This is a genomic window from Streptomyces sp. NPDC056061, assembly GCF_042266885.1.
Taxonomy (GTDB): domain Bacteria; phylum Actinomycetota; class Actinomycetes; order Streptomycetales; family Streptomycetaceae; genus Streptomyces.
This window is the reverse complement of the sequence record NZ_JBHJWQ010000010.1, coordinates 1-22,808: the sequence shown is the minus strand read 5'-3', so window position 1 is coordinate 22,808 and position 22,808 is coordinate 1. Positions and strand designations below refer to the sequence as shown.

Annotated in this window: 16 protein-coding genes and 2 pseudogenes; 10 read left to right on the top strand and 8 right to left on the bottom strand. The window is 71.9% G+C overall.

The genetic code is table 11. The features are described from left to right. Positions 1-75 precede the first annotated feature (75 nt). From ACFC79_RS16750 to ACFC79_RS16730, 5 genes are all read right to left on the bottom strand, one after another. Positions 76-1,683 (bottom strand): amidase family protein, encoded by a 1,608-nt coding sequence (locus tag ACFC79_RS16750; protein ID WP_376240701.1) that lies wholly within the window; start codon positions 1,681-1,683, stop codon positions 76-78. 312 nt (positions 1,684-1,995) lie between these two features. Continuing rightward, a complete protein-coding gene (locus ACFC79_RS16745) occupies positions 1,996-10,515 on the bottom strand; it encodes a type I polyketide synthase (RefSeq protein WP_376240698.1) in 8,520 nt (2,839 codons plus the stop codon). A gap of 244 nt (positions 10,516-10,759) precedes the next feature. After that, positions 10,760-11,068, bottom strand: coding sequence for a sulfurtransferase TusA family protein (locus ACFC79_RS16740; RefSeq protein WP_376240695.1), 309 nt, complete (start codon positions 11,066-11,068; stop codon positions 10,760-10,762). Next, on the bottom strand, positions 11,065-11,442 hold the full coding sequence (locus ACFC79_RS16735; protein WP_376240692.1) for a hypothetical protein: 378 nt from the start codon (positions 11,440-11,442) through the stop codon (positions 11,065-11,067). Before ACFC79_RS16735 ends, ACFC79_RS16740 begins: the two co-directional genes overlap by 4 nt. A gap of 71 nt (positions 11,443-11,513) precedes the next feature. Further along, entirely contained in the window at positions 11,514-12,191 is a 678-nt protein-coding gene (locus tag ACFC79_RS16730) for a TetR/AcrR family transcriptional regulator (RefSeq protein ID WP_376240689.1), read from the bottom strand. A 114-nt stretch (positions 12,192-12,305) separates the two neighbouring features. Here ACFC79_RS16730 and ACFC79_RS16725 point away from each other — a divergent pair, with 114 nt between their 5' ends. The 3 genes and pseudogenes from ACFC79_RS16725 to ACFC79_RS16715 all read left to right on the top strand — a co-directional run bounded on the left by ACFC79_RS16725 (position 12,306) and on the right by ACFC79_RS16715 (position 13,554). After that, positions 12,306-12,428, top strand: coding sequence for a hypothetical protein (locus ACFC79_RS16725; protein WP_376240687.1), 123 nt, complete (start codon positions 12,306-12,308; stop codon positions 12,426-12,428). Between the two features lie 3 nt (positions 12,429-12,431). Continuing rightward, a pseudogene (locus ACFC79_RS16720) lies at positions 12,432-12,626 on the top strand (alpha/beta fold hydrolase); the annotation flags it as partial. A 310-nt stretch (positions 12,627-12,936) separates the two neighbouring features. Then, complete coding sequence (locus ACFC79_RS16715) at positions 12,937-13,554, top strand: TOPRIM nucleotidyl transferase/hydrolase domain-containing protein (protein WP_376240685.1); 618 nt, start codon at positions 12,937-12,939, stop codon at positions 13,552-13,554. A gap of 345 nt (positions 13,555-13,899) precedes the next feature. Here the strand turns inward: ACFC79_RS16715 and ACFC79_RS16710 are convergent, their stop codons facing one another. Both ACFC79_RS16710 and ACFC79_RS16705 read right to left on the bottom strand, forming a co-directional pair. Further along, positions 13,900-14,652, bottom strand: a complete 753-nt coding sequence (locus tag ACFC79_RS16710; protein ID WP_376240683.1) for a DJ-1/PfpI family protein — start codon at positions 14,650-14,652, stop codon at positions 13,900-13,902. 274 nt (positions 14,653-14,926) lie between these two features. Then, positions 14,927-15,871, bottom strand: coding sequence for a helix-turn-helix domain-containing protein (locus tag ACFC79_RS16705; protein WP_376240680.1), 945 nt, complete (start codon positions 15,869-15,871; stop codon positions 14,927-14,929). Between the two features lie 353 nt (positions 15,872-16,224). On the opposite strand from ACFC79_RS16705, the gene ACFC79_RS16700 reads away from it, so the two are divergent. The 6 genes and pseudogenes from ACFC79_RS16700 to ACFC79_RS16675 all read left to right on the top strand — a co-directional run bounded on the left by ACFC79_RS16700 (position 16,225) and on the right by ACFC79_RS16675 (position 22,112). Beyond that, positions 16,225-16,470, top strand: a complete 246-nt coding sequence (locus ACFC79_RS16700) for a hypothetical protein (protein WP_376240678.1) — start codon at positions 16,225-16,227, stop codon at positions 16,468-16,470. A gap of 582 nt (positions 16,471-17,052) precedes the next feature. Further along, positions 17,053-17,312: pseudogene (locus ACFC79_RS16695) on the top strand (LysR substrate-binding domain-containing protein); the annotation flags it as partial. A 474-nt stretch (positions 17,313-17,786) separates the two neighbouring features. Then, a complete protein-coding gene (rpmF, locus tag ACFC79_RS16690; protein WP_376240676.1) occupies positions 17,787-17,972 on the top strand; it encodes a 50S ribosomal protein L32 in 186 nt (61 codons plus the stop codon). A gap of 29 nt (positions 17,973-18,001) precedes the next feature. Then, entirely contained in the window at positions 18,002-19,084 is a 1,083-nt protein-coding gene (locus ACFC79_RS16685) for a radical SAM protein (protein ID WP_376240674.1), read from the top strand. 28 nt (positions 19,085-19,112) lie between these two features. Then, entirely contained in the window at positions 19,113-20,720 is a 1,608-nt protein-coding gene (locus tag ACFC79_RS16680; protein ID WP_376240671.1) for an ABC-F family ATP-binding cassette domain-containing protein, read from the top strand. Positions 20,721-21,128: 408 nt separating this feature from the next. Next, positions 21,129-22,112 carry an alpha/beta hydrolase fold domain-containing protein gene (locus ACFC79_RS16675; protein WP_376240668.1) on the top strand — a complete coding sequence of 328 codons (984 nt, stop codon included), beginning with the start codon at positions 21,129-21,131 and terminating at the stop codon, positions 22,110-22,112. Between the two features lie 347 nt (positions 22,113-22,459). Here ACFC79_RS16675 and ACFC79_RS16670 read toward each other — a convergent pair whose 3' ends face one another. Beyond that, on the bottom strand, positions 22,460-22,600 hold the full coding sequence (locus tag ACFC79_RS16670; RefSeq protein ID WP_376240665.1) for a hypothetical protein: 141 nt from the start codon (positions 22,598-22,600) through the stop codon (positions 22,460-22,462). Positions 22,601-22,638: 38 nt separating this feature from the next. On the opposite strand from ACFC79_RS16670, the gene ACFC79_RS16665 reads away from it, so the two are divergent. Continuing rightward, on the top strand, positions 22,639-22,808 hold a 170-nt coding region (locus ACFC79_RS16665; RefSeq protein ID WP_376241007.1), incomplete at its 3' end, for a transposase domain-containing protein.

Genomic DNA, 22,808 nt, shown 5'->3' with positions numbered 1-22,808 from the left:
CTCCCCTCTCCCCCCGGCCGGGGGGGGGCGGGGGCCCGGCGCGGCCACTCCGGGGGGGGGCCCGCCCCGACCGCGTCACCGAGTGGCGTCGGACGTCACCGAGGGCAGGTACCGCGGTGCCCGCCAGGCGTCCAGCCGCTGCTCCACCGCCGCCCCCAGCGACAGCAGCTCGGCGTCCTGGCGGTCGCCGGCCATCAGGAGCAGACCCACCGGCAACTCGCCGACGAACCCGGCGGGTACGGACAGCGAGGGATACCCGGCGACGGCGGCCGGGGTGGAGGACGGGATCACGTCGTTGTCGCCCCGCGCGCAGTCGCTCGTCCAGGCGGGCGGGTTCGCGGGGGAGGCGATGGCATCCAGACCGTGGGCGGCCATGGTCTCGTCGATGGACCGCCGGGACAGGTCCTTCAGCTCGGCGCGCATGGCCCGGTAACGCGGGTCCGTCGTCGACGGCGCGGTGAGGGCTTGCTCGAACAACTCCTGACCGGCGAAGCAGGACCGCTCGACCGGGTGCGTGCGGTTGAACTCGATGAGCTCGGCGAGGTCGCGCGGCCCGTTGCGCGTGGACAGGTAGGCGTCGATGTCCCGGTGGAACTCGCTCAGCAGCGCCGGGAACTCGAGTTCGGCAAGCCTGTCCTGATAGGGCGGCGTCACCTCGACGACGTGGGCCCCGGCGGCGCGCAGCCGCGCCGCGGTCCGGGTCATCAGAGCGTCCACGTCGGCGCCGAGCGAGGAGAGCCGCCACAGGCCGATCCGCTTGCCCCGCAGGCCGCCGGGGCGCGTTGCCGCGTCCGAGACGCCGAAGGCGCCGTCGGCACTCGCGGCGTGCCCGCTGAGCACCGAGAGGGTGATCGCCGTGTCGATGACGTTGCGCGCCATGGGGCCGGCGGTGTCCTGCTCGGCGGAGATCGGGACGACACCCGACTGGCTGACCAGCCCGAGGCTGGGCTTGTGGCCGACGACCCCGTTCATGCCCGCCGGGCACACGATGGAGCCGTCCGTCTCGGTGCCGATCGCCACCTGTGCCAACGACGCGGCGAGCGCGGCGGCCGAACCGGAGGACGATCCGCACGGATTCCGGTCCAGGACGTACGGGTTGTTCGTCTGCCCGCCCACCGCAGACCAGCCCGATGTCGGCTTCGCCGCACGGAAGTTGGCCCATTCGGACATGTTGGCCTTGCCGAGGATCACCGCGCCCGCCGCGCGCAGCTTGCCGACCAGGTCCGCATCCGTGTCCGGCGGGCTCCCGGCCAGCGCCGTCGACCCGGCCGTCGTCGGCATGTCACGGGTGTTCACATTGTCCTTGAGCAGGACGGGAATGCCGTCGAGCGGTCCGCGGGCCTTCCCGAGGCGATGCCTGGCGTCGCTGGCGGCCGCCTGGCGCAGGGCCGTCGGGCTGGTGTGCAGTACCGCGTTGATCTTCGGGTCGATGGTCTCGATCCGCCGGAGGTACGCCAGGGTCAAATCCGACGAGGTGAGGGACCCGCGCTGCATGCGGGCCTGCAACTCGGGGATCGTCACCGTGTCCAGGTCCACTCCGCGCAGGAGCGCCGACCCCGTGACGGAGGAGGAACCGTCGGCACCGGAGTCGGCGGCCACCACACGCTGCCCCGGCACACCCGCTGCCAGAAGGGGGGCCACGGCCAGGACCGCGGTGAGTGCCGCAATGTCTCTCTTCTTCATGGGGGACAGCCCACTTCAGGAGGATCGTCGGGCGCAAGAGACTTCTGCGCCTCCCTCCGCCTCCGGACGATCACCCGGTGCACGGTTCCGTCGCGCTCCTCCCGGGGCGGCATCGGGAGTTCTCCGGGGGCGTGGCGGAGTCCGGCGGGGACGCGGACCAGGGCCGCGGGACCCGAGTCGACTGTCGATTTCGCGCCAATACTCGGACGTGACGGGCCCACCGACCGTGTGCGAGGCGCCTGCCGAGGGCACGGGGCCGCGCCCCGGTGAGCAGTCCGTCCGCGCCCGCACCCGCGTGCGCCGCGGACGTCCTCAGAGCCGGCTGTCGAGCCATCGATGGATGGCGAGCGCGGTGGTGCGGGCGTGGTCCTCCAGCATGGTGAAGTGGTCCCCGGGCACGGTGATCTCGGAGTGCGGCAGGCTCCAGTCCGGGGCGGGTCCGGCGCCGGGCAGCGGGTCCCGGGCCCGCACGTACAGGGTGGGACAGGCGAGCGGTGCGGGTTTCCAGCCGCTGAGGAGTGCGAAGTACCCCGCCATCGCGGTGAGCCGGTCGGGGGCGGCGGAGGAGAATTCCGCCGCCCGGCGCAGCATGTCGGAGGTCAGCGCGGAGAGTTCCTGATCCTGCTCGTCGTGAACGGGGGGATGGGTGTCCACCAGGACGACGGCCACCGGGGCGGCGCCCTCGGACTCCAGGCGCTCGGCCACGGCATGCGCCACCCAGCCACCGGCCGAGCGCCCGAGCAGCACCACGGGACCCTCGGCCGCGGCCGCGCGGACGGCAGTGGCCTGGGCGGTGACGAGGGCGTCCACGGTGGCGGGCAGGGCCTCTCGGGCCTCGAACCCCGGGTGCCGCATCGCGGAGACCGGTCGCAGCCCTCGCAGCCCGGCACCGAGGCGGGCGTACTCCTGCGGTCCGGAGAGCGCGCTGAGCGCGGGGGAGCAGACGAGCCGGGGCCCCGTTCCGCCCGCCGCGAGCACGACGGGTTCGTGCGCCGCACCGGACGCGCCGGTCCTGTCGAAGACCGGGCGCAGGCGCGCGGCGACGGTGAGGAGCACCATGCCGTCCCAGCTCTGTCCCCGGGCGCATGCGGTGCGGAAGAGGGCGCCCAGGGAGTCCGGGGCCTCTGCGGAGTGCGGTGCAGCGGCGGACCGCCCCCGGGCATCCGGCGGAGCGCCCGCCCCCGGGCCGCCGTCCGCCGGTGGCTCCGGGAAGCCCGGAGGGCCGGCGGCCTCGGGGCGGGCCGGGGCACCGGACGCGGCGTCGGCGGGGAGTGCCCCGGTGGCATGACGTCGCGTCAGCTCGGCGGCGAGCGCGCGCGGCGTCGGGAAGTCGAACAGCAGCGTGGGCGGCAGCGCCAGCCCCGTCCGGGCCGCGAGCTCGTTGCGCAGCTCGATCGCGGCCAGGGAGTCCAGTCCGAGGTCCGCCAGCAGGGCGTCCTCGTCGATCTCGGTCGCCTCCTCCCGATGGCCCAGGACGCGGGCCGTCAGGGTCCGGACCTCGGCGAGCAGCACCCGGCCCCGCTCGCCGGGGGAAACCGGCACCGCCGTCCGGCCGAGTCGGTCGGCGCCCGCGTCGCGGGCGCCGACAGCAGGCGTTCGCAGCCGGTTCGCCCCCGGTTCGCCGCCGCGGAGAGCCGCCGGGGTGAGGCGGGCAGCCACCACCACGGGTTCGTCACCGGCCACGGCGGCGTCGAAGAGGGCAAGGCCCTCGTCGGGCCCGAGAGGACCGAACCCGGAGCGGGCCATCCGCCGCAGATCCGCGTCGCCGAGGTGCGCCATCATGCCGTCGTTCTGCTGCCAGGGGCCCCAGACGATCGACGTACCGGGCAGTCCGAGCCGCCTGCGGTGTCGTGCCAGGGCGTCCAGCACGCAGTTGGCCGCGGCATAGTTGGCCTGGCCGGCGGAGCCGAAGGTGCCCGCCACCGACGAGAACAGCGCGAACACCGCCACGTCGTGTCCGCGCGTCAGTTCGTGCAGAGCGAGAGCGGCGTCCGCCTTGGGCCGCAGGACCCGCCGCAGACGGTCGGTGGTGAGCGCCGCGACGACGCCGTCGTCCAGCACCCCGGCGGTGTGCACCACACCCGTCAGCGGGTGGGCCGTTGGTACCGCGTCGAGCAGGGCGGCGAGCGCGGCCCGGTCCGCGACGTCACAGGCGCGAACGGCCACCCGGGCGCCCGCCTCGCCCAGCTCCGCGACGAGTTCCCGGACCCCCGGGGCGTCCGGCCCGCGTCGGCCGACGAGCAGCAGATGCCGGACGCCGTGGGTGGTGACCAGGTGCCGCGCCACCAGCATGCCCAGGAATCCGGTGCCGCCGGTGACCAGGACGGTGCCCTCCGGATCGAGCGGCCGACGCTCCTGCGGCATCGGCGCCACCGCGGCCAGCGGCACCAGCCTCGGCACGTACGCGGTTCCCCGGCGTACGGTTGCCTCCACAACCGGGGCGGCGAGCAGGGCGGGCAGGGCACTCCAGGAGTCGGGGTGTTCGTCCACGTCGATCAGGGCGAAGCGGCCCGGGTTCTCCCGCAGGGCCGAGCGGACCAGTCCCCACACCGGTGCGTGCGACGGCACGGACCCCGCCCCGTCGGACTCGTCGTCGGCGGCGCGGCCGACGGCACCGTCCACGGCGGAACCGGCATCGGCCGGAGCGACGGCACCGGACGTCACGAGGACGAGACGGGAACGGACCAGGTGCGGTGCGGCGAGCCACTCCTGCACGAGGCCGAGTGCCCAGTCGGCCGCCCGCAGCAACTCGGCGGCCTGGTCCTGCGCGCCGCCACTCGTGGCGGACTGCGGGCACGCTGCCACGACGACGGCCGATGCCCCGTCACATGCCGCCGGGGTGTGGTGCACCGGGACCCCGGACCCCGGGGGCGCGAGGGCGTCCACCAGCCGTGTGCCCGCCGTGCCCAGAATTGCCCAACGGTGCATCGCCACGGGGGCGGGCGGCTCGGTCAGCGGCACCCAGTCAGTCCGGTGGAGCGCACCGGCGACCGCGTCCGCCGTCGCCGAGCCGGTGGGCGGAAGGGGCCGGAGCGTCAGCGAACGGACCGTCGCCACGAGTGAGCCCGTCTCGTCGCTCAGTTCCACCCCGGCCCGTCCGTCGGGCCCGGGTGTCACCCGGACCCGCAGGCGGCTCGCACCGGTGGCGTGCACGCGCACATCGCTGAACGCGAACGGCAGGGACACCTCGCCGGCCGCCGGACCGGCCGTCCCGGAACCGTTCGTGGCATGGTCCAGGGCCAGGGCGTGCAGTGCCGCGTCGAGCAGTGCGGGATGCAGGACGAACTCCGGACCGTCCGCCCCCGGACGCGGGGCCCGGGCCGCTTCGGGCAGCGCGACCTCGGCGTAGAGTTCCCCCTCGTGCCGCCAGGCGGCGCGCATGCCCCGGAAGGCGGGGCCGTAGTGCAACCCGTCGGCGGCCAGTCGCTCGTACGGCCCGGTTTCCGGACCGCCGGAAGGCAGGGGGGTCGCCGACTCCGGTGGCCAGGACGCGTGCTGCCGGGGCGCGCCGCCGGTCCCGACGGCGTGCTCCTCCCCGTCTGCGGGCGGCCGCGCCGACGAGAGCGTGCCGACGGCGTTCCGGAGCCAGGGCCCGTCACCCGCGGGAGTGTGCGGCCGGGAGTGGACGAGCACGGCCCGTCGTCCCGCGTCGTCCGCCCCCGCCACCTTCACCTGCACGGCGACGGCACCGTCCGGGGACAACGGCAGCGGCGCGGTCAGGACGAGTTCGTCCAGGACGGCCGCTCCCACCAGCTCACCAGCACGAAGGGCCATGTCGACGAAGGCGGTCGCCGGCAGCAGGGTCTCCCCGGCCACCACATGGTCGGCGAGCCACGGCTGGTCGTGCGCCGAGAGCACCCCGCCCAGCAGCAGCCCGTCGTCGTCGGCCGTGCGGGTGCCCGACCGCAGGAAGGGATGGGCGGGATCGTCCGCCGGGGACGCGGGCGGATGGCCCTCGGTGGTCTCCAGCCAGTACCGGCGGCGCTGGAAGGCGTACGTGGGCAGTGCGACACGCCGCCCGCCGCGCCCGGCGAAGACGGCCGGCCAGTCGACGGGCACGCCGTGGGCGTGCAGCACGGCCAGCGTGTCGAGCAGGGCGTCCGCTTCCGGCCGCGTCCCGCGCAGGGTCGGCAGGACCAGCGGTACCGGGCCCGGCCTGCCGTCCTTCTCGCCCGTGCCCGCCTCGCCCGTGCCCGGATCGGCCGGGGCCGGTCCGGACGGGGCGAGGCAATCCCGCACCAGTCCGGTCAGCACCCCGTCCGGCCCCAGTTCGACGTAGTGTGCCGCGCCTCGTCCGCCCAGGTGCGCCACCGAATCGGCGAAGCGGACCGGACGGCGGACATGGTCCACCCAGAACTCCGGTGTGCACAGCTCCTCATCGGTGGCCGCCCGGCCCTCCACGGCGGTGACCAGGGGCAGCCGCGGCGCGGCGAAGGACAGGCGCCGGACCACGTCCGCGAAGTCGGCCAGCACGGGTTCCATCCGGGCGGAGTGGAAGGCATGGCCGACCCGCAGGAGCGTCGCCGAACGGCCCCGTCGCCCGAAGTACGCGACGGTCTCCCGCACCGCGGCCTCGTCGCCGGAGACGACCACCGAGGCGGGCCCGTTGACCGCGGCGATCTCCACCGCGCCCCCGGCCCCGGCGAGGTGGGCGGCCACCTCGTCCGCGTCGGCGGCAACGGCCGCCATCGCGCCGCCCGGAGGCAGCGCGTCCATCAGCCGGCCGCGGGCCGCCACCAGCGTGCACGCGTCCGCGAGGGACAGCACCCCGGCGACATGGGCGGCCGTCACCTCGCCCAGCGAGTGCCCGGCCACCTGGCCGGGACGTACCCCCCATGCCTCGAACTGCCGGAACAGGGCCGTGCCCAGGGCGAAGAGCGCCGGCTGCGCGAACCGGGTGGTATGCAGCAGCGCGCCCGTCTCCGTACCGGCCCCGGCGAACATGACCTCCCGCAGGGGCACCGGCAGCAGCGGATCCAGCAGCGCACAGCACTCGTCCCACGCGCGGGCGAAGGCCGGATGCAGATCCCGCGACGCGTACAGTTCGCGGCCCATGCCGACGCGTTGACTGCCCTGACCGGTGAACAGCAGGGCCGGCGGGCCCTGGTGGCGGGACGTGCCCGTGTGCACCGAGTTCCGTCCGTCGCCCTCCGCCACGGCCCGCAACGAGCCGAGCAGTTCGGCACGGTCCCGGGCCACCACCACGGCCCTGTGCTCGAAGGCCGTACGCGTGGTGGCGAGCGAGTACCCGATGTCCACCGGGGACACCTCGGGGGCGGCGGCCACCTGCTCGTACAGGCGTCGTGCCTGGGCCCGCAGCCCCGGCACACTCCTGGCCGACACCGGAAGGGCCACCGAGGCCGGTGCGGGACGGACTGCGCCTTCCGGCACCGCCTCCCCGGACCCGACGCGGCCGCTGGGGATCCTCATCGCGACCGGGCCGGGCGCGCATGCCCCGGTGTCATGCTGCACGTCGTCGTCACCCGCCGGGCCGCCACGGCGTGCCGATCCGGCCGGATCCCGGAGAAGGGCCTCGGAGGCACCGCCGTCCGCCACGGCACACGGCGGCGCGGCCCTCCCGCCGTCGGGAGCCTCTTCGAGCAGCACATGGGCGTTGGTGCCGCCGATACCGAACGACGACACCCCAGCCCGGCGCCGACGGTCGGTCGCGGGCCACTCCACCGCCCGGCCCAGCAGCGCGATCCGCCCCGTGGACCAGTCGACGCGGGGGGTCGGTTCGTCGGCGTGCAGCGTACGCGGCAGCACACCGTGCCGCATCGCCTGCACCATCTTGATCACGCCGGCCACTCCGGCGGCGGCCTGGGTGTGACCGATGTTCGACTTCACCGAGCCCAGCCGGAGGGGACGTTGCCGCGCGTGGCGCCCGTAGGTCGCGAAGAATGCCTCCGCCTCGATGACGTCCCCCAGCCGGGTGCCGGTGCCGTGCGCCTCGACCGCGTCGATGTCGCCGGGACCCAGCCCCGCGTCCGCGAGTGCCTGCCGGATCACCCGCTGCTGCGCCGGTCCGTGCGGTGCGGTCAGTCCGTTGCTCGCCCCGTCCTGGTTCACCGCCGAGCCGCGCACCACGGCCAGTACCGGAAGTCCGGCGCGGCGGGCCTCGGACAAGCGGCTCAGCAGCAGCATGCCGGCCCCCTCGGCCCACCCCGTGCCGTCGGCGGTCGCGCCGAACGCCTTGCACCGGCCGTCCGGAGCCAGTGCCCGCTGGCGGCTGAACTCCACGAACGACGAGGGCCCCGACATCACCGTGGCGCCGCCGGCCAATGCGAAGGCGCACTCGCCCCGGCGCAGCGCCTGGGCCGCCAGGTGCAGGGCCACCAGGGACGAGGAACACGCCGTGTCCACGGTGATGGCCGGGCCTTCGAGTCCGAAGGTGTACGCGATGCGCCCCGAGGCGACGCTTCCGGCGTTGCCGAGGCCGAGGTACCCCTCGACGTGCTCGGGCGTCCTCGTCAGGTGGCGGGCGTAGTCGCTGTACATCAGCCCGACGTACACCCCGGTCGCCGAGCCGCGCAGGGTGCCGGGGACGAGACCGGCGTGCTCGAATGCCTCCCACGCCACTTCGAGCAGCAGCCGGTGCTGCGGATCCATGGCCAACGCCTCGCGGGGGGAGATGCCGAAGAAGCCGGGGTCGAAGCGGTCCGCACCGGAGAGGAAACCGCCCTCGCGCACGTATGTTCGTCCCGGCCGTCCGGGATCCGGGTCGTACAGCGCCCGGACGTCCCAGCCCCGGTCGGTGGGAAAGGGACCGATGGCATCCCTCCCGTCGGCCACCAGCTGCCACAGTTCCTCGGGAGAGGCCACGTCCCCGGGATAGCGGCAGGCCATCCCCACGATCACCACGGGGTCGTCGTCCGACCGGGCCGCACTCCGGTGCACGGCCCGGGCGTCGGCCGGTACCGCGGCGTCCCGTTCCCCGAGATGGGCGGCGAGCGCGGCGGCCGTGGGGAAGTCGAAGGCGACGGCCTCGGAGAGCGGCAGGCCGGTCACCGCCGACAACCGCTCCCGCAGCACCGTCGCCGTCAGGGAGTCCATGCCCAGGTCCCGCAGCGCCGTGCTCGGCTCCACCGCCTCGGCCGTACAGCCGAGCACGGCCGCCACCTCGCCCCGTACCAGGGCCAGCAGACTCTCCGACGGCCTCCCGGCGGCCTCCGCGCCCAGCGCCCGCGCCGGCAGGCCGGCGAGGCCCCGCCGCAGCGTCTTCCCGGAAGCGGTACGAGGAAGGTCCGCCACCTCGAACAGTTCGACGGGCACCTTGAAACCGGAAAGTTCCGCACGACAGGCGGCAAGGATGCGCGCCCTGTCCAGCACACCGCCACCGGGCTGGGCGACCAGATAGCCGACCGGCACCTCGCCGAAGACGGGGTGCGCACGTCCGGCCACGGCGGCGTCCGCCACCCCCGGCAGCCGCCGCAGCACCGCCTCCACCTCCGAGGGGTGGACGTTCACCCCGCCCCGGATGATCAGATCACTCGCCCGGCCGGTGATCGCCAGTGCACCGGAGGCATCGATTCTGGCCAAGTCGCCCGTGCGGAACCAGCCGTCACGCAGTACCTCCGCGGTGGCCTCCGGCCTGCCGTGGTAACCGGCCATCACCCCGGGCCCGCTGACCCACAACTCGCCCTCGCCCGTGTCCCGGCCGTCGGGGCCTCCGCCGACCCGCACCCGGGTGCCGGGCAGCACCCGGCCGCACGGCCCGGACGCCGTCGCCCCGACCGGCGCCGCCATGGTGACCGGTCCCGCCTCCGTGCTGCCGTAGTGCTCCAGATAGGGGACCCGGCAGACCGCCTCGAAGGACTCGCGGAACCCGGGCCCCGCCGCGGCGCCACCGCTGACGCACCCCCGCAGCGAGGGCGCGCCGATCCCGCCGCCGTCGTTGCGCCACGCCTCGTCCCGGACCGCGTCGAGCAGCGCCGAATACGTGGTCGGGACCCCGCCGAGCAGGGTGAACGAGGCGTCCGCGCGCCGCAGTTCGCCGAGCACCCCCGCCACCGAGAACCGGGGGAGCAGCACCGCGCTCGCTCCCACCGCGGTCACCCCGAGGAAGCACACGATCTGGCTCATCGCGTGGTGGAGGGGCAACGGCCACAGCACGCGGTCCTGTTCGGACAGGCCCAGGATGCCGACGAGGCCCGTCGCGACCGGTGCCAGGCGCTGGCGCTGGGTGGACAGGACACCCTTGGGCACGCCGGACGAGCCCGAGGTGTAGAGCAGCCAGGCCACGTCGTCCAGTCCGAGGTCGTCCCGGGCCGGCGTCCGCGGCTGCGTACCCGCCAACTCCTCGTACCGCAGGACGCCACCCGCGACCGCGGCGGGCCGGGCACCGCTTCCGTCGGCCTCGTCCGCCGATTCCTCGACCTTCGAGCGCGGGGGAGTGTTCCCCGGCCCGGCCGCGTCCTCGTCGCCGCCTTCGACCACCACGAAGGTCGTCCCGGGCCGGAACGGAAGCGTTCGCCGCCGCGCCGGATGGGCGCGGTCGGTGATGAGCACCCGCGCCCCGCTGTCGTCCAGCAAGCGGGTCAGTTCCTCCTCCGAGTGCCCGGGGTCCAGGGGCACGCCCACGCAGCTCGCCCGGGTGACGGCGAGCAGGCTCTCGACCGTCTCGACGCGGTTGCCGAGCAGCACGGCCACCCGGTCGCCGCGCGCCAGGCCGAGCGCCGCCAGGTGACCGGCCAGCCGCGCGGTCCTCCGCTCCAGCTGCCGGTAGGTCACACTCCTGGCCCCGTCCTGGAAACAGACCTTGTCCCCGAGGTGTCGGGCGTGCTGCCCGAGCAGTTCCGGCAGCGGTGTGACGATGTCGGCGCGCGTACCCACCGCATGACCTCCTTGAGACGACCTGTCGTTGAGGACGGCGGCACGGATCACCGGGTTGCCTGCGGCCATGGGCGGGACTGCCCCGAACCGTACCGCGCTGCCTGGGGCCCTGCGGCCGATCCCGGCCGCGTCGGGCTCCCGGTCCTCATGCCGCTTCGATCGGCGCGTGAGCACGTCGCCCCCGCCACCGCACCCCCGGCGGCGGCCTGCGCCCGCTGCGCGACCTCGTCACGGCCGACCGGGATCAGGACGATTGAGCAGGGGCGGCAGGGGCTGGATGCCACGGCGCGTCGGGTCGGGTGGGCAGCGCGTCGGCGGTCAGCCGGAGCGCGTACACGGGCCGGCCGGTGCCCGGGACGGGGCCGAGGTAGGTGTGGCCGGTCATGTGGCACCAGGCGGGCAGGTCGAGCGGGGCGGCCGGGTCGGTGGCGATGACGTGCACGACGGTGCCCGGTGCGGCGCCGTCGATCCGCTCACGCAGGCGGAGCAGGAGGGTGACGCAGAGCAGACCGGTGCCGTCGACGCTGATGTCCGGTACGGGTGTCGCGGTCATCGGGGCAGGTCCTGGGTGACGAGCGACGGCCGGCGGGGCAGGTCGCCCTCCTCGAAGGCATGGACCTCGTTCGGGGGCCAGCCTTCGGCGACGGCGTCGGCGTCGGCCAGGGCGCGGTCGGCGAAGTGGACGGCGAAGCCCCCGTGTTCATGGATGCTGTCGCTGTTGCCGTGGTCGGTGCCGGCGCCGAAGTGGGCGTCGCGGCCGTGCCCGCCGACGAGCTCCGGCACGTCGCGGGCCCCGGCCGAACGGAACACGTCGGCCGCGCGGACGGCCGGGGCGGAGGGCTGCTCGCCCCACATGCCGGGACGGGCGGTGCAGCTGTCCCGCCGGTGCCGTCCTTGGGATTCGGTCGGCTCCTGCTCGTCCGCCACGGTCCTCGACCTCCCGTTCGTGTCCGGGGACGGCCCGGTGCCGCTCCCCGCAACGTTTGCCCCGCGCAGCGTCATGGCCGGCTCCCCTGGCCGACTTCCCGGCCGCTCGCACCGGTGGCGGTCGGGGGCGGCGCAGCCGGCCATGCCACCATCGCGGCGTCGGCAATGCGCCGCAGTGTCTCCCGGTCCGCCCCGTCACGGGCCTGCTGATCCATCCCTTGGATGACCGCCGCATAGAAGGCGGCCAGCCCGTCGGCGTCCGTGGCGGCGGGGAGGCGCCCCGCGTCGATGTCGACGCGGATGCTGGAGGCGATCGCGGCCTTGGTCTTCTCACGCATGGCGCGCAGCTTGGCCTTGATGTCCTGCGAGCCGGGGCCGCAGTTGGTCGCCGCGCTGATGACGAGGCAGCCGGGCGGATGGCTCGGGTCGGTGTAGTCCGCAGCGAGGTGCTGCAACATCGCGGCGATGGTCGAGCGGGCATCCGATCCGGGCGCCGGTACGACGCCGTAGGTGTGCGCGTAGAGCTCGACGGCCTCCTCGAACAGCTGCCGCTTGTCACCGAAAGCGGCGTACAGGCTCGGCGGCCTGATCCCCATCGCCTCGGTCAGCGAGGCGATGGACGTCGTGTCGTACCCGTGTGTCCAGAACTCCCGCAGGGCGGCGGCCAGTGCCTGATCGCGGTCGAACGCGCGGCGGGTCGGCTTGGCCCCATTCCTGGTGACCTCGGGCGGGATGTTCACGCTGCTCATGGCCACAGCCTAGCACCTGGCTATAACGATCGCTAAAGACGTTCTGGTGCGGTCGTTCCCGCACTCGACTTTAGCGATCGCTATAGCTGTCGAGTGCGGCAGACAATGCCCTGAATGGAACTCCAGGTGATGACGACACCGCCCCCGGCCTCCTTCGCTCGTACGGTCCGGGGCCAGGGCCCCGGCCTCCTGCTCGCCCATGGTGCGGGCGGCGGCATCGAGGCCAACTACGGGTAGATCATGGAAGGGCTCGCCGCGCGGCACACCGTCGTCGGGGTCGACTGCCCCGGCTCCGGTGCCACCCCGGTGGCGTCCAGCCGCCTTGAGGTCGATGAGCTGGCGGACCAGCTCGTCGCGGCGGCCGAAGCCGAAGGGCTCGACACCTTCGCGGTCAGCGGGTGCTCACTCGGCGGCCCGGTCGCGATCCTGGCCGCACCTGAGCACGACACCGCCGACCGGTGGGGGCGGTCGGGGCGAACATGGCGTGGTTCAGCACCGATCTCGGTGACATTCATCGTGCACGACGACACCCGTTTCCCCAGGCTCCCGGCTGTGCTCAAGCAGGGGAGGCCCCATTCCGCGCCGCGTTGTCGGGACGTCCGCATACATTCGGTGTGCGGACGTCCCTCCGCCTTGCGATGCACCGCATCCGACGCCGGGCGCCGATCCGTCACGGTTCACGGGACAGCCGTAGGTCGCCGAATAATCCCGTGTCGTGACACCGGTGAGGGCGCAGACTTGCCCCATGGCGGACATGAGGGCATTCCGGGATGCGGTCATCAACTGGGCAGCGGGCGGTCCCGACGGGCCGGCGCGCGATCTGGCGGAAAGTGTGGGGGCGCGGACCGCGGTGCTCCTGGAAGGGTTGAGCGATCTCGCGGCCGTCGAGGCGCTGGCCGCCCGACGCGGCCGGGACCTGGCCACCGAGGGCGTGTGTGTCGTGCCGATGGGCGGGGCGATGAGCGTCGGCCGCTATGCCGGCCTCCTCGGGCCGCCCGGCCTCGGTCTGCGCCTGACCGGACTCTGCGACGAGGGCGAACAGGGATTCTATGAGCGCGGCCTGACGCGGTCCCAGTCACCCCTCCAGGACATCTACGTATGCGCCGCGGATCTGGAGGACGAACTCATCCGCGCGCTCGGCACGGCAGGAGTCGAGGAGATCCTCCGCGCCGAGGGCGACTTCCGCGCCTGGCAGACCTTCCAGCGCCAGCCCGCACAGCACGGCCGGCCCCGACACCAGCAGATGCGGCGCTTCCTCGGCACGAAGAAGGGCCGCAAGATTCGCTACGGCCGTCTCCTCGTCGAGGCCCTCGCGCCGGACCGGACACCGCTCCCGCTCGACGGCCTCCTCGCAAGCCTGTGAGGCCGTGGGCGGACTCCACCGCGGGCCCCCGGCCCTGCGGATCCGCCTCCCGCGTTGTCGTCGGTTGCGAGGCTTCCCACGTTCCCGGCCCCGTTGGTGAAGGCGATCCCGCCGCAACGCGTGACAGCGCTCCTCCAGGACCTCGACCGCATCGCGGCAGCCCTGGAGGAATGACCCGCCGACCTGGTTGCCGGGGCGCCCGACACGAGGCCCTCGGAGGCGGTGGGTGCACGGCGGCCGACAGTGCCCGCAATATCCACGGATGCCCGGTCGGCCGCAGTTCCGGCCCGCCGACGGTTGTGCGCTCCGGATGCCCGGACGGGGACGGTGATGGCCCCGCGTCGTTCACCGCCGCCCGTCGGACACCCAGACCGTGCCACGAGCCTCGTACTCCAGCATCGCCTCGACCTCGGTCGCGCCATCCGCGCCGAGCTCCCGGCGTACGAGCCACAGCGCGAGATCGAGGCCGGACGTGATGCCGCCCGCCGTCACCAGATCGCCGTCGTCCACGACACGGGCGCTCTTGAGCACGCCTCCCTGATTCTCCAGGTCGGCCCTCGCCTTGTGATGGGTGGTACAGGGGCGGTTGCGTGTCAGGCCGGCGGCGGCCAGGAGCATCGTGCCGGTGCATACCGCACTGATCGTGGGCCCTCGCCGTGCCGCCGCCAGGGCTTTGGGCAGGGTGCCGCGCCGGATCTCGGCCCACACCCCCGGGCTGTCGCGGCGCGCGTAGCCACCACCGGGCACGACCAGGATGTCGGCCTGATGAGGTGCCCAGCCGTGCTCGACACGGATCTCGGTCCCGTACGCGGCCCGGACCGTTCCGGGGCCGGTGGCACTGACGTAACGGACATCGACCGTCCGGTCGGTGAAGAACCCGGCGGCGGCGAAGACCTCGTACGGGGCGGCGAAGTCGAGTTCCTCCACGCCGTCGAACATGACGATGTGTACACGCAACGGCCCGGCGCCCGGCCGAAGCGGCCCCGTGCCCGCCCTGGAGGTCGACGGATCCACCGAGGCCGCGGTGGTGGCAATGCTCGTCACGGCTCCGGCGGCACCGAGGGCGGTGGAGGCGCGGAGCAGGTGTCTGCGGTTCATGACTCTCCTGTCGTGGGGAAGCCGAAGCGCAGGGAAGCCGGAACCGCGACGTGCGGGTGCGGCCCGTTTCTCATCCGGGGCACGGCGGAGTTGCCGTCCGCGGTGTGGCGGGGCTGCCGCCGGAATCGCCCTGCCGTCAGGCAGTCGTACGCCTCAACGCACCAGTTCCCGCCCGTCTTTGTGGTACACGCCACACCCGACGCGAAGAAGAGGGCGAAACCGCAGATCCGCACATCGACCCGTAACGAGGCCGACGGCGGTGTGTGCGGCTCTCTCAGGGCAGTTGGATTCCCCTGGTACCGGTCGCGGCCGAGATGAGGTCGGCACCCAGGGCGGTGATGGTGTGTCGCACGGTGTTGGCTTGTCGGAGGCTGGTGACGAGGCCGGCGTCTCGTAGTGCGGTGACGTGTTCCGAGGCTGTGGCGGGTGAGATGGCGAGGATTTCGGCGATCTGCTTGGTGTTGTGTCCGGCGGGGGATGCCAGCGCTTCCAGGGCGACCGCGCGGGTGCGGCCGAGCAGTGTCGCCAGGGACGTCGATGCGTGTGGCCGGGTGTCCGGTGGTGCGGCGACGAGGCTGTCGCTCCGGAGATTCCAGACGGGTGCGTATACGAGGACGGGGGTGCCCACTTCGTTGAGCAGTGTCCGGGGGCGGGAGCCGCAGAAGATGTGGGCGGACAGGAGGAGTCCGCGCCCCTCCAGGTGGAAGTCGATCTGCTCTTGTCCGGGCGGGCCGGGGAGTTCCAGCACGGGTTCCTCCCAGCGCACCTGTGGGTGCAGGCCGGCCAGTACTGCACCGACGCCGAGGTGCGCCATGGTGTGCACCCGCCAGGCGCGGTCCGCGTCCAGTACGGCCCGCATCCGGTCGAGGAACGGGGATACCGCGACGTCGTAGTAGGCGGCCAACGTGTCGGTCACCGCGTCCAGCGTTGCGCGGTCGCCGTCGGCCAGCTGTTGCGTCCAGGCGGGCAGGCGGTGGCCGCCCGACAGACGGCGGAGTTCGGCGGTGAGACGCCTGCGCGGCGTGGCTCGTATCGCGTCGAACGCCCCCGTGGTGGGGGACGCGTGATCGGGTCCCGGGGTGAGGAAGTCCGGGGCCCAGCCGGAGGCCGGCACCAGGGAACCGAGCAGCGACGCCCGCGCGGGCAGCTGCTTTCCGATGGTGTGCCGCCACGCGGAGAACCGCGGGTCCGAACGACGACGGAGCGCTTGCAGACTCATCACGGCCTCACTCACCGGCGGCGAGCTGTTGTAGCCGATCGTCACCCGCGCCAGATCTCCGGAAGTGAAATGGATTCGCAACATAAAGCCCCCGATGTCCGAATTCTTGGGTGTGATCCGCACTGCCCAGCGACATTCGGCTACAGCCGACGGTCTTTGTCGAGACCGCACCCGGCCAAAGAGGATATGTCCCAGCCGAAGCCGAGACCGAGCGCCGATGTGGTGCTCCGTCGGGAGACGGCAGCGAGAAAGATCCCCTGCTTTGCGGCAGGAGAAGGCATGCCCCGCTCGGGGCGTATTCAGCACCTGGCCGCGCCCGCGTCGGGTGAAATGGTCAAAGAAAAGGAGAAGTTATGCGTGCACGAACCTGGCTCACCGGCGCCGCACTGGGAGCCGCCCTGCTGACGGGCGGTACAGCCACCATCGCACAGGCAGCCCCTGCCCCCTCCGATACCGGCGTGGCAGCGGTTGCCGAGTACTGGAAAAAGATGAAGATGGACTCCCAGCGACAGTGTGAAGACATGCGGGACTCCTACGCCGGCAGCGCCTTCTGCTCCCAAGAGGGCAGCACGTGGTATCTCTGGATCCTCGTCCCGTAATTCAGTAGTTCCTCCGGGACTGGTTCGGATAAATCCGTTTCATATGAGCGCTCAGTAGTGCGAGGGCCCGTGGGAACTCTTCGACATCACGGTACGAGCTGGGCTCGACCTCCGCGGCCCGTCCTCGATCGTCGCCATGATGATCCTGGTCCTGACGCACATCACCGAGACCGCAACTGCTGTCGCCGCCATCGGCCTCTCGGCCACCGCGGCCGGAGCCGGCCAGGCAGTGGTGAATTCCTGTAACTCAGGGACTGAGGCGCCGTAGAAACGCGGAAGGGCCCGTCCCATGGACGGGTCCTTCCGCGTGACCGGCGAGCTGGAGTCCAGGCCCTGATGCCCGGAATCGGCTGGGACCGGGACCGAAATGTGGCAGGAACTGCCCCCGGATCCATCAGCGTCATACGCTGGCGTCAGTCTCTCTCATGCTGTCGGCCGTCGTCGTACAGCCCGCCCTTGACCGGCTGACCGAGTTCCTCGCGAAGGAGCCCTGCCGCGCCATGCGTCTCGCACCGGCGACCATGACTTTCCGCTACGGCGATCCCTTCGGCCGGGAAGATGCGTCCGAAGGCTACGAGCGCACACGAGGAGCAGACCTCGTCACTGCTCGACGGGCCGGCCGCGGGGGAGGCTCGATCTGCAGCTACCCGCGATTCTGCCCGGGGCGCCCGGGGTGGGCCGAACTCCCGCTGCCTGACGAGGACTTCGTACTTGTCACGCCGATGGGACACCGGCTCGGCGGGCGTGAGGACATTCCCTGCAAGGCGCTGCGGGCGCTGCGTCTGCTGCGCCCGAACGAGGGGCGCTGCCTGCGGAACCGGGTGCCGGGCATCTGCCGGGAGCCCTGGACCGCCGGCTGCCGCACACGCCACTGACGGAGACGGCTGCGTACTGACCGGCAATGCAGGGCTGATAAGGTGCGGACATGGGACTGATTGAGGTAGACAGGTTCTAGCCACCGAACTGCCGGTGGCTTTCACTCGTGTGGGCGTCGTCCACATCGGTGAACGATTGTTTCTCAACACACGCGCGTGAGTCCGCCCTTCCCGGGCGTTGACACGGCGGCGTGAATCTCGCCGGTACGTTCGCATCGCACCGACCTCGGTCCCGGGTGCATGACTGCGAACGCGCGACTACGACCTGCTGGGCATGCAACCTCCTCCTGCCCGGCATTCGGGTAGTGGCTCCCACGCCGCAGGAGCGTGGCTCCTTGCCAGTTCCGCTCGCACTTCTCGCCTCATCGACACACGGCCCCGTGGTCGGTTGTCCTGCCGGCTCCGCCGGCTCACACAACCCGTTCACGAAGGGGCATTGCCATGCAACATCGCACTTCGCGTTCCCGCACTCGTCATCGCCGAGCGCACTGGAAGACCGGCGCTCCGGCCCTCACCACCTGTTCAAATCCCTTCTGCGGCAAGGCCGCACCTCCGCATCGTGCCTGCCGGCACTGCGGCTTCCACCGGGGGCGTGAGGTCTTGCCTCCTACCGGTGGTGACGCATGAGCACCGTCCTGACCGCAAGGAGCCGTTGGATGCGCATTCGCGATCACCTCGCACAGACAGGCATGCCGGCGTTCCGGTTTCACCAGCTCATCACCGCGTGGCAGAGCTCGACGGCCGAGACCTTCGCCGACGTCCATGCCCTCCCGGCGCACGTTCGCGACGAGCTCGCGGAGCGGTTCGGGCCGTTGCTGCACCCGCTGACTCCGCTGGAGGTGCAACGGGACGAGCAGGTCGAGAAGGTGCTGTTCGCATCGGAAAGCGGAGCGCGGATCGAGACAGTCGTCTCGCACTATCGAGCCGGATGGGACTCCATGTGCATCTCGTCGCAGGCCGGATGCGGCCTGGGCTGCACCTTCTGCGCCACTGGGGCGGTCGGCCTGATCCGCAACCTCACAGCGGACGAGATCGTCGCGCAGGTGATGCATCCGCGATGGACGCGCGCGGGCCTGCCGAGGCCGGCCAGTGTCGCGTTCATGGGCATGGGTGAGGCGCTTGCCAACCCGCATGTGTTCGATGCGCTGACGCTGCTGACCGACGCCGCCTACGCCGACATGTCCGCGCGACGGGTCACGGTCTCCACGGTCGGGTTCGCACCGAATCTCGCACGCCTCGTGGATGAGCACCCGCAGGTGACGATCACACTCTCGGTGCACTCGCCGTTTCAGCAGGAGCGGGCGCAGATCATCCCGCTCGAGGAGACGTTCCCGCTCGCGCAGAGCCTCGACATCCTCGACCGACACGCAGCCACGAGGCGTCGCAAGGTCTACCTGGCCTATCTGCTCATTGCCGGTGTCAACGACAGCGACGACCACCTCGCTGCCCTCGCCGAGCTGGTCCACCAGCGCTCCAGGCCCGAGCTGTTCCACGTCAGTGTCATCCGTTACAACGAAGCGGCCGGCGCTGCGCCGGACTGTCGCGCACCATCCTCGATCCGCGTGGAGGAGTTCGTGCGCGGGCTCACCGCGCGCGGCGTGCACACGACCAGACGGCGCCAGTTCGGCACGGGCATCGACGCCGCCTGCGGGCAATTGCACGCGAGGTATTTCGCCGAGTCTGCCCCGGAGGCTGCCTCGGCCGACACAGAACTGACCCCCGTCTCGCCCGTCGGCTGACGGGCAAGAGAAGAGAGAAGCACTGTCCATGTCCACGAAGTCCGCCATCACGCTGCGCGATCTGACCTTCGAGTGGCCCGACGGCACCGTCGCGCTCGCCGGTGTCAACGGCACCTTCACTGCCGGTAGAACCGGGCTGATCGGCCGCAACGGCGTCGGCAAGTCCACCCTCTTCCGGCTCATCGCCGGTGACCTGCAGCCGACTGCCGGGCAGATCGACACCGTGAACGAGGTCGGCTACCTGCCGCAGACGCTCACACTGCGGCAGGACACCACCATCGCCGAACTGCTCGGCGTCCACGAGATCCTCGACGCGATGAAGGCGATCGAGTCCGGCGACGTCGACCAACGCCACTTCGATGCGATCGGTGACGACTGGGATATCGAGTCCCGTGCCGACGAAGCACTGCACCAGATCGGGTTCTCCGCCGCAGACCTCGGCCGCCGCGTGGCCGAGGTCTCCGGCGGAGAGGGCATGCTCATCGCGATCACCGGTCTGCGCATCCGGCGCACGCCGATCACGCTGCTCGACGAGCCCACCAACAACCTCGACCGTGCCACACGCGCCAAGCTTGCCGAGTTCGTCGACCAGTGGCCCGGGACGCTCGTGGTCGTGAGCCACGACCTCGAACTTCTGGAGCACATGGACAACACCACCGAGCTCCACGGCGGCACCCTGGAGATGTTCGGCGGCCCGTACAGCGCATGGAAGGAACACCAGGAGCAGGAGCAGGCGGCCGCGGCGCAGGCCGCACGTTCAGCCCAGCAGGCACTCAAGGTCGAGAAACGGCAGCGCATCGAGGCGGAGACGAAGCTGGCGCGCCGTGAACGGACAGGGAAGAAGACCCAGAAGGACGGCGGCATCCCGAAGATCCTCGCCGGCAACCGCGCCAGCAAGGCTCAGGCATCCGCAGGATCACTGCGCTCCACTCTCGACAACAAAGTCCAAGCCGCACAGGCCGCCGTCGACGTCGCGGACGCACGCGTCCGCGACGAGGAACACATCCATCTCGTCCTGCCCGATCCGGACGTCCCACGAGGACGGCGGCTGGCGGAACTGGAGGACGAGGGCCGAACCGTCGTGATCCAGGGGCCGGAACGGGTGGCGCTCGTCGGTGCGAACGGTGCCGGGAAGTCGACGCTGATCGAGCAGCTCGTTCAGCGTGCCGAGCCGACGCCGGGGCGACCGCACGGCCGCCTTCTCACCGAACTCATCGGCTTCCTCCCGCAACGCCTCGATGGGCTCGATGACGACGCCAGCGCGATGGAGAACGTGCAGGCCGTCGCCCCGGGCACGCCGGCCGGCACCATCCGCAATCAGCTTGCCCGGCTGCTCCTTCGCGGTGACAGCGTGGACCGCTCCGTCCGCACACTCTCCGGCGGGGAGCGATTCCGGGTCTCGCTCGCCCGGCTCCTCCTGGCCGCACCGCCTGCCCAGATGCTGATCCTGGACGAGCCGACGAACAATCTCGACATCGCCAGCGTCGAGCAACTCGCCGAAGCCCTCGACACGTACCGAGGCGCCCTCCTCATCGTCAGCCATGACTTCGCGTTCCTCGAACGGATCGGCGTCGACACCATCATCGAGCTCGACAGGAACGGACGGATGCATCAGCGCCGAGACCTGGGCACCTGACCGTCTTGGATCGGGCACCTCGACAAGCGGGTCAGGAGGCGGGTCCTCACACGATCGACCCGCCTCCTCCTTCGAACGCCGTTGTCACGCGCCGATCCACGCGCGCCATCGCACGCTCGCCGTGCGGTGGCGCCGGTGGAGTACGGCTGGGCGCGCCCCGGCTTCATCTACGGGGCGCCGCCATCTTCCACAACGAGTTCGACGAGTGTCGGACACAGCCGGGTGATCTGGCGGTGCTCGGCATCAACACGCTCTGCAGCAGCCAACCGATCGATCGTTCCGCAGACACGACGTCGTACCTGGATCACGGCACTGTCCACTTCACTCCGAGATCTTCGGCGAACACACCGAGAGGCCGAAAGGCGTATGAACAGCAACCGAAACCAGACGCAGCCCACGGCCCCACCCGTGCCCTTCGCTCGCGAACTCGACGCGGATTTGGAGAACCTGGGCGCGCCCCAGGAGAACGCGCCGACGACGGTTCACGACATCCCGCGGTGGCGGGCGCGACTCGCCACGGCAGACCCTTCACTCGAAGAGTTGCGCGACCACGGCAGGTTCGAGATCCAAGAGTTCCTCGCCCCCGGTCCGGACGGAGCACCGGACGTCCCACTCCTTTTCGCACGCCCCACCGGCCTGTACCGACAAGCGCCGGTCATCTACCACATGCACGGCGGAGGCATGATCGGAGGATCCAGCCGCACCGGAATGCAGACGATCCTCCACGAGTGGGCGGAGCCCCTCGAATTGGCGGTCGTATCCGTCGGCTATCGGCTGGCACCTGAGCACCCGTACCCAGCGGCGATCGAGGACTGCTACGCCGGGCTGTTGTGGCTCGCCCGCCATACCGGCACACTCGGCGTGGACCGCCAACGTGTCATCGCCGTCGGCGGCAGTGCCGGCGGGGGCCTTGCGGCTGCCTTGGCCCTGATGGCCCGCGACCGAAAGGGACCGGGCATCTTCGGCCAGTTGCTGATGTGTCCCATGCTCGACGACCGTAACGACAGTCTCTCGGCACACCAGATGACCGGACTGGGCGTGTGGGACCGCCATGCGAACAGCCTGGGCTGGACCGCTCTTCTCGGCGAGGACCGGGACGGCTCGCAGGTCTCGTACTATGCCGCGGCCGCCCGCGCAACGGACCTGTCCCAATTGCCGCCCGCCTACGTGGACGCCGGTGCCGCGGAGACCTATCGTGACGAGTGCGTCCAGTACGCGACGCGCATCTGGCAAGCCGGCGGAGATGCTGAACTGCACATATGGTCGGGCGGATTCCACGGCTTCGACCAATTGGCGCCACACGCCGAAGTCTCCCGAGACGCCCGCCGAACCCGCTTCCGTTGGCTCTGCCGTCTGCTGAGCCGAGATGGCACTTGCGGGGGTGTGGGGTGAGATGTGGGGTGTGGTGGGGAGCCGGGGTGCTGCAGATCGGGTGAGGGCGGGTCGTGGGGTCCGTCGGTCCCGTGATGGGTCGGCCGACCCGGGACTGTGTCAACTTCGCTGAGGGTACGGGGGTCTGTCGCGTGCAGCTTCTGAGTCCGAGGCACGGACCGCATTTTCGCCGGGCAAGGGGTTTGCTTCCTGGCCAGGGCGGTGGTGGGGTCAGGGCCGTCGTGCACGGTGACGGTCCGGCGCTGGTCCTGGTTGTAGTGGGCGGCGAGTTGCGCGCCCCGGGCGAGGATCTCCCGCTCCAGGGCGCTCATCTCTTCGGGGGTGTGTTCGCGTTCTCGGGCGACGGTTCAGCCGATGGTTCCGTCCGCGGGGCCGGCCGCGGTGGTGACCCGCGGTTCGGTGGTGTCGGGTCGGGCCAGGGCGCGTCGGCACCGGTGGACGACGACGCCGTCGCGGGTGATGGTGAGCCGGTCCGGGGCCGGCCTCAATACCGTTCAGTTAAGTGGCTCTGGGATATTGTGGGGGGATGCCGCGTTCTGGTTGGGTGAAGCCGTCTTCTGATGTCCGGTTGTCGGATTTGGTGTCTGTGGGGTTGCTGACGCGGGTGTTTCCCGCGGATGTGGTTGACGCGGTGATCGAGGAGGCGGGGCGTACTGAGCGGCGTCACCGGTCGTTGCCCGCACGCGTGATGGCGTA

Bases quoted from the DNA above. Each gene is read 5' to 3' on its own strand.
- ACFC79_RS16750 (WP_376240701.1), bottom strand. From the start codon at position 1,683: ATGAAGAAGAGAGACATTGCGGCACTCACCGCGGTCCTGGCCGTGGCC.
- ACFC79_RS16740 (WP_376240695.1), bottom strand. From the start codon at position 11,068: ATGACCGCGACACCCGTACCGGACATCAGCGTCGACGGCACCGGTCTG.
- ACFC79_RS16730 (WP_376240689.1), bottom strand. From the start codon at position 12,191: ATGAGCAGCGTGAACATCCCGCCCGAGGTCACCAGGAATGGGGCCAAG.
- ACFC79_RS16725 (WP_376240687.1), top strand. From the start codon at position 12,306: ATGGAACTCCAGGTGATGACGACACCGCCCCCGGCCTCCTTCGCTCGT.
- ACFC79_RS16715 (WP_376240685.1), top strand. From the start codon at position 12,937: ATGGCGGACATGAGGGCATTCCGGGATGCGGTCATCAACTGGGCAGCG.
- ACFC79_RS16710 (WP_376240683.1), bottom strand. From the start codon at position 14,652: ATGAACCGCAGACACCTGCTCCGCGCCTCCACCGCCCTCGGTGCCGCC.
- ACFC79_RS16705 (WP_376240680.1), bottom strand. From the start codon at position 15,871: ATGAGTCTGCAAGCGCTCCGTCGTCGTTCGGACCCGCGGTTCTCCGCG.
- ACFC79_RS16700 (WP_376240678.1), top strand. From the start codon at position 16,225: ATGCGTGCACGAACCTGGCTCACCGGCGCCGCACTGGGAGCCGCCCTG.
- rpmF (WP_376240676.1), top strand. From the start codon at position 17,787: ATGCAACATCGCACTTCGCGTTCCCGCACTCGTCATCGCCGAGCGCAC.
- ACFC79_RS16685 (WP_376240674.1), top strand. From the start codon at position 18,002: ATGCGCATTCGCGATCACCTCGCACAGACAGGCATGCCGGCGTTCCGG.
- ACFC79_RS16680 (WP_376240671.1), top strand. From the start codon at position 19,113: ATGTCCACGAAGTCCGCCATCACGCTGCGCGATCTGACCTTCGAGTGG.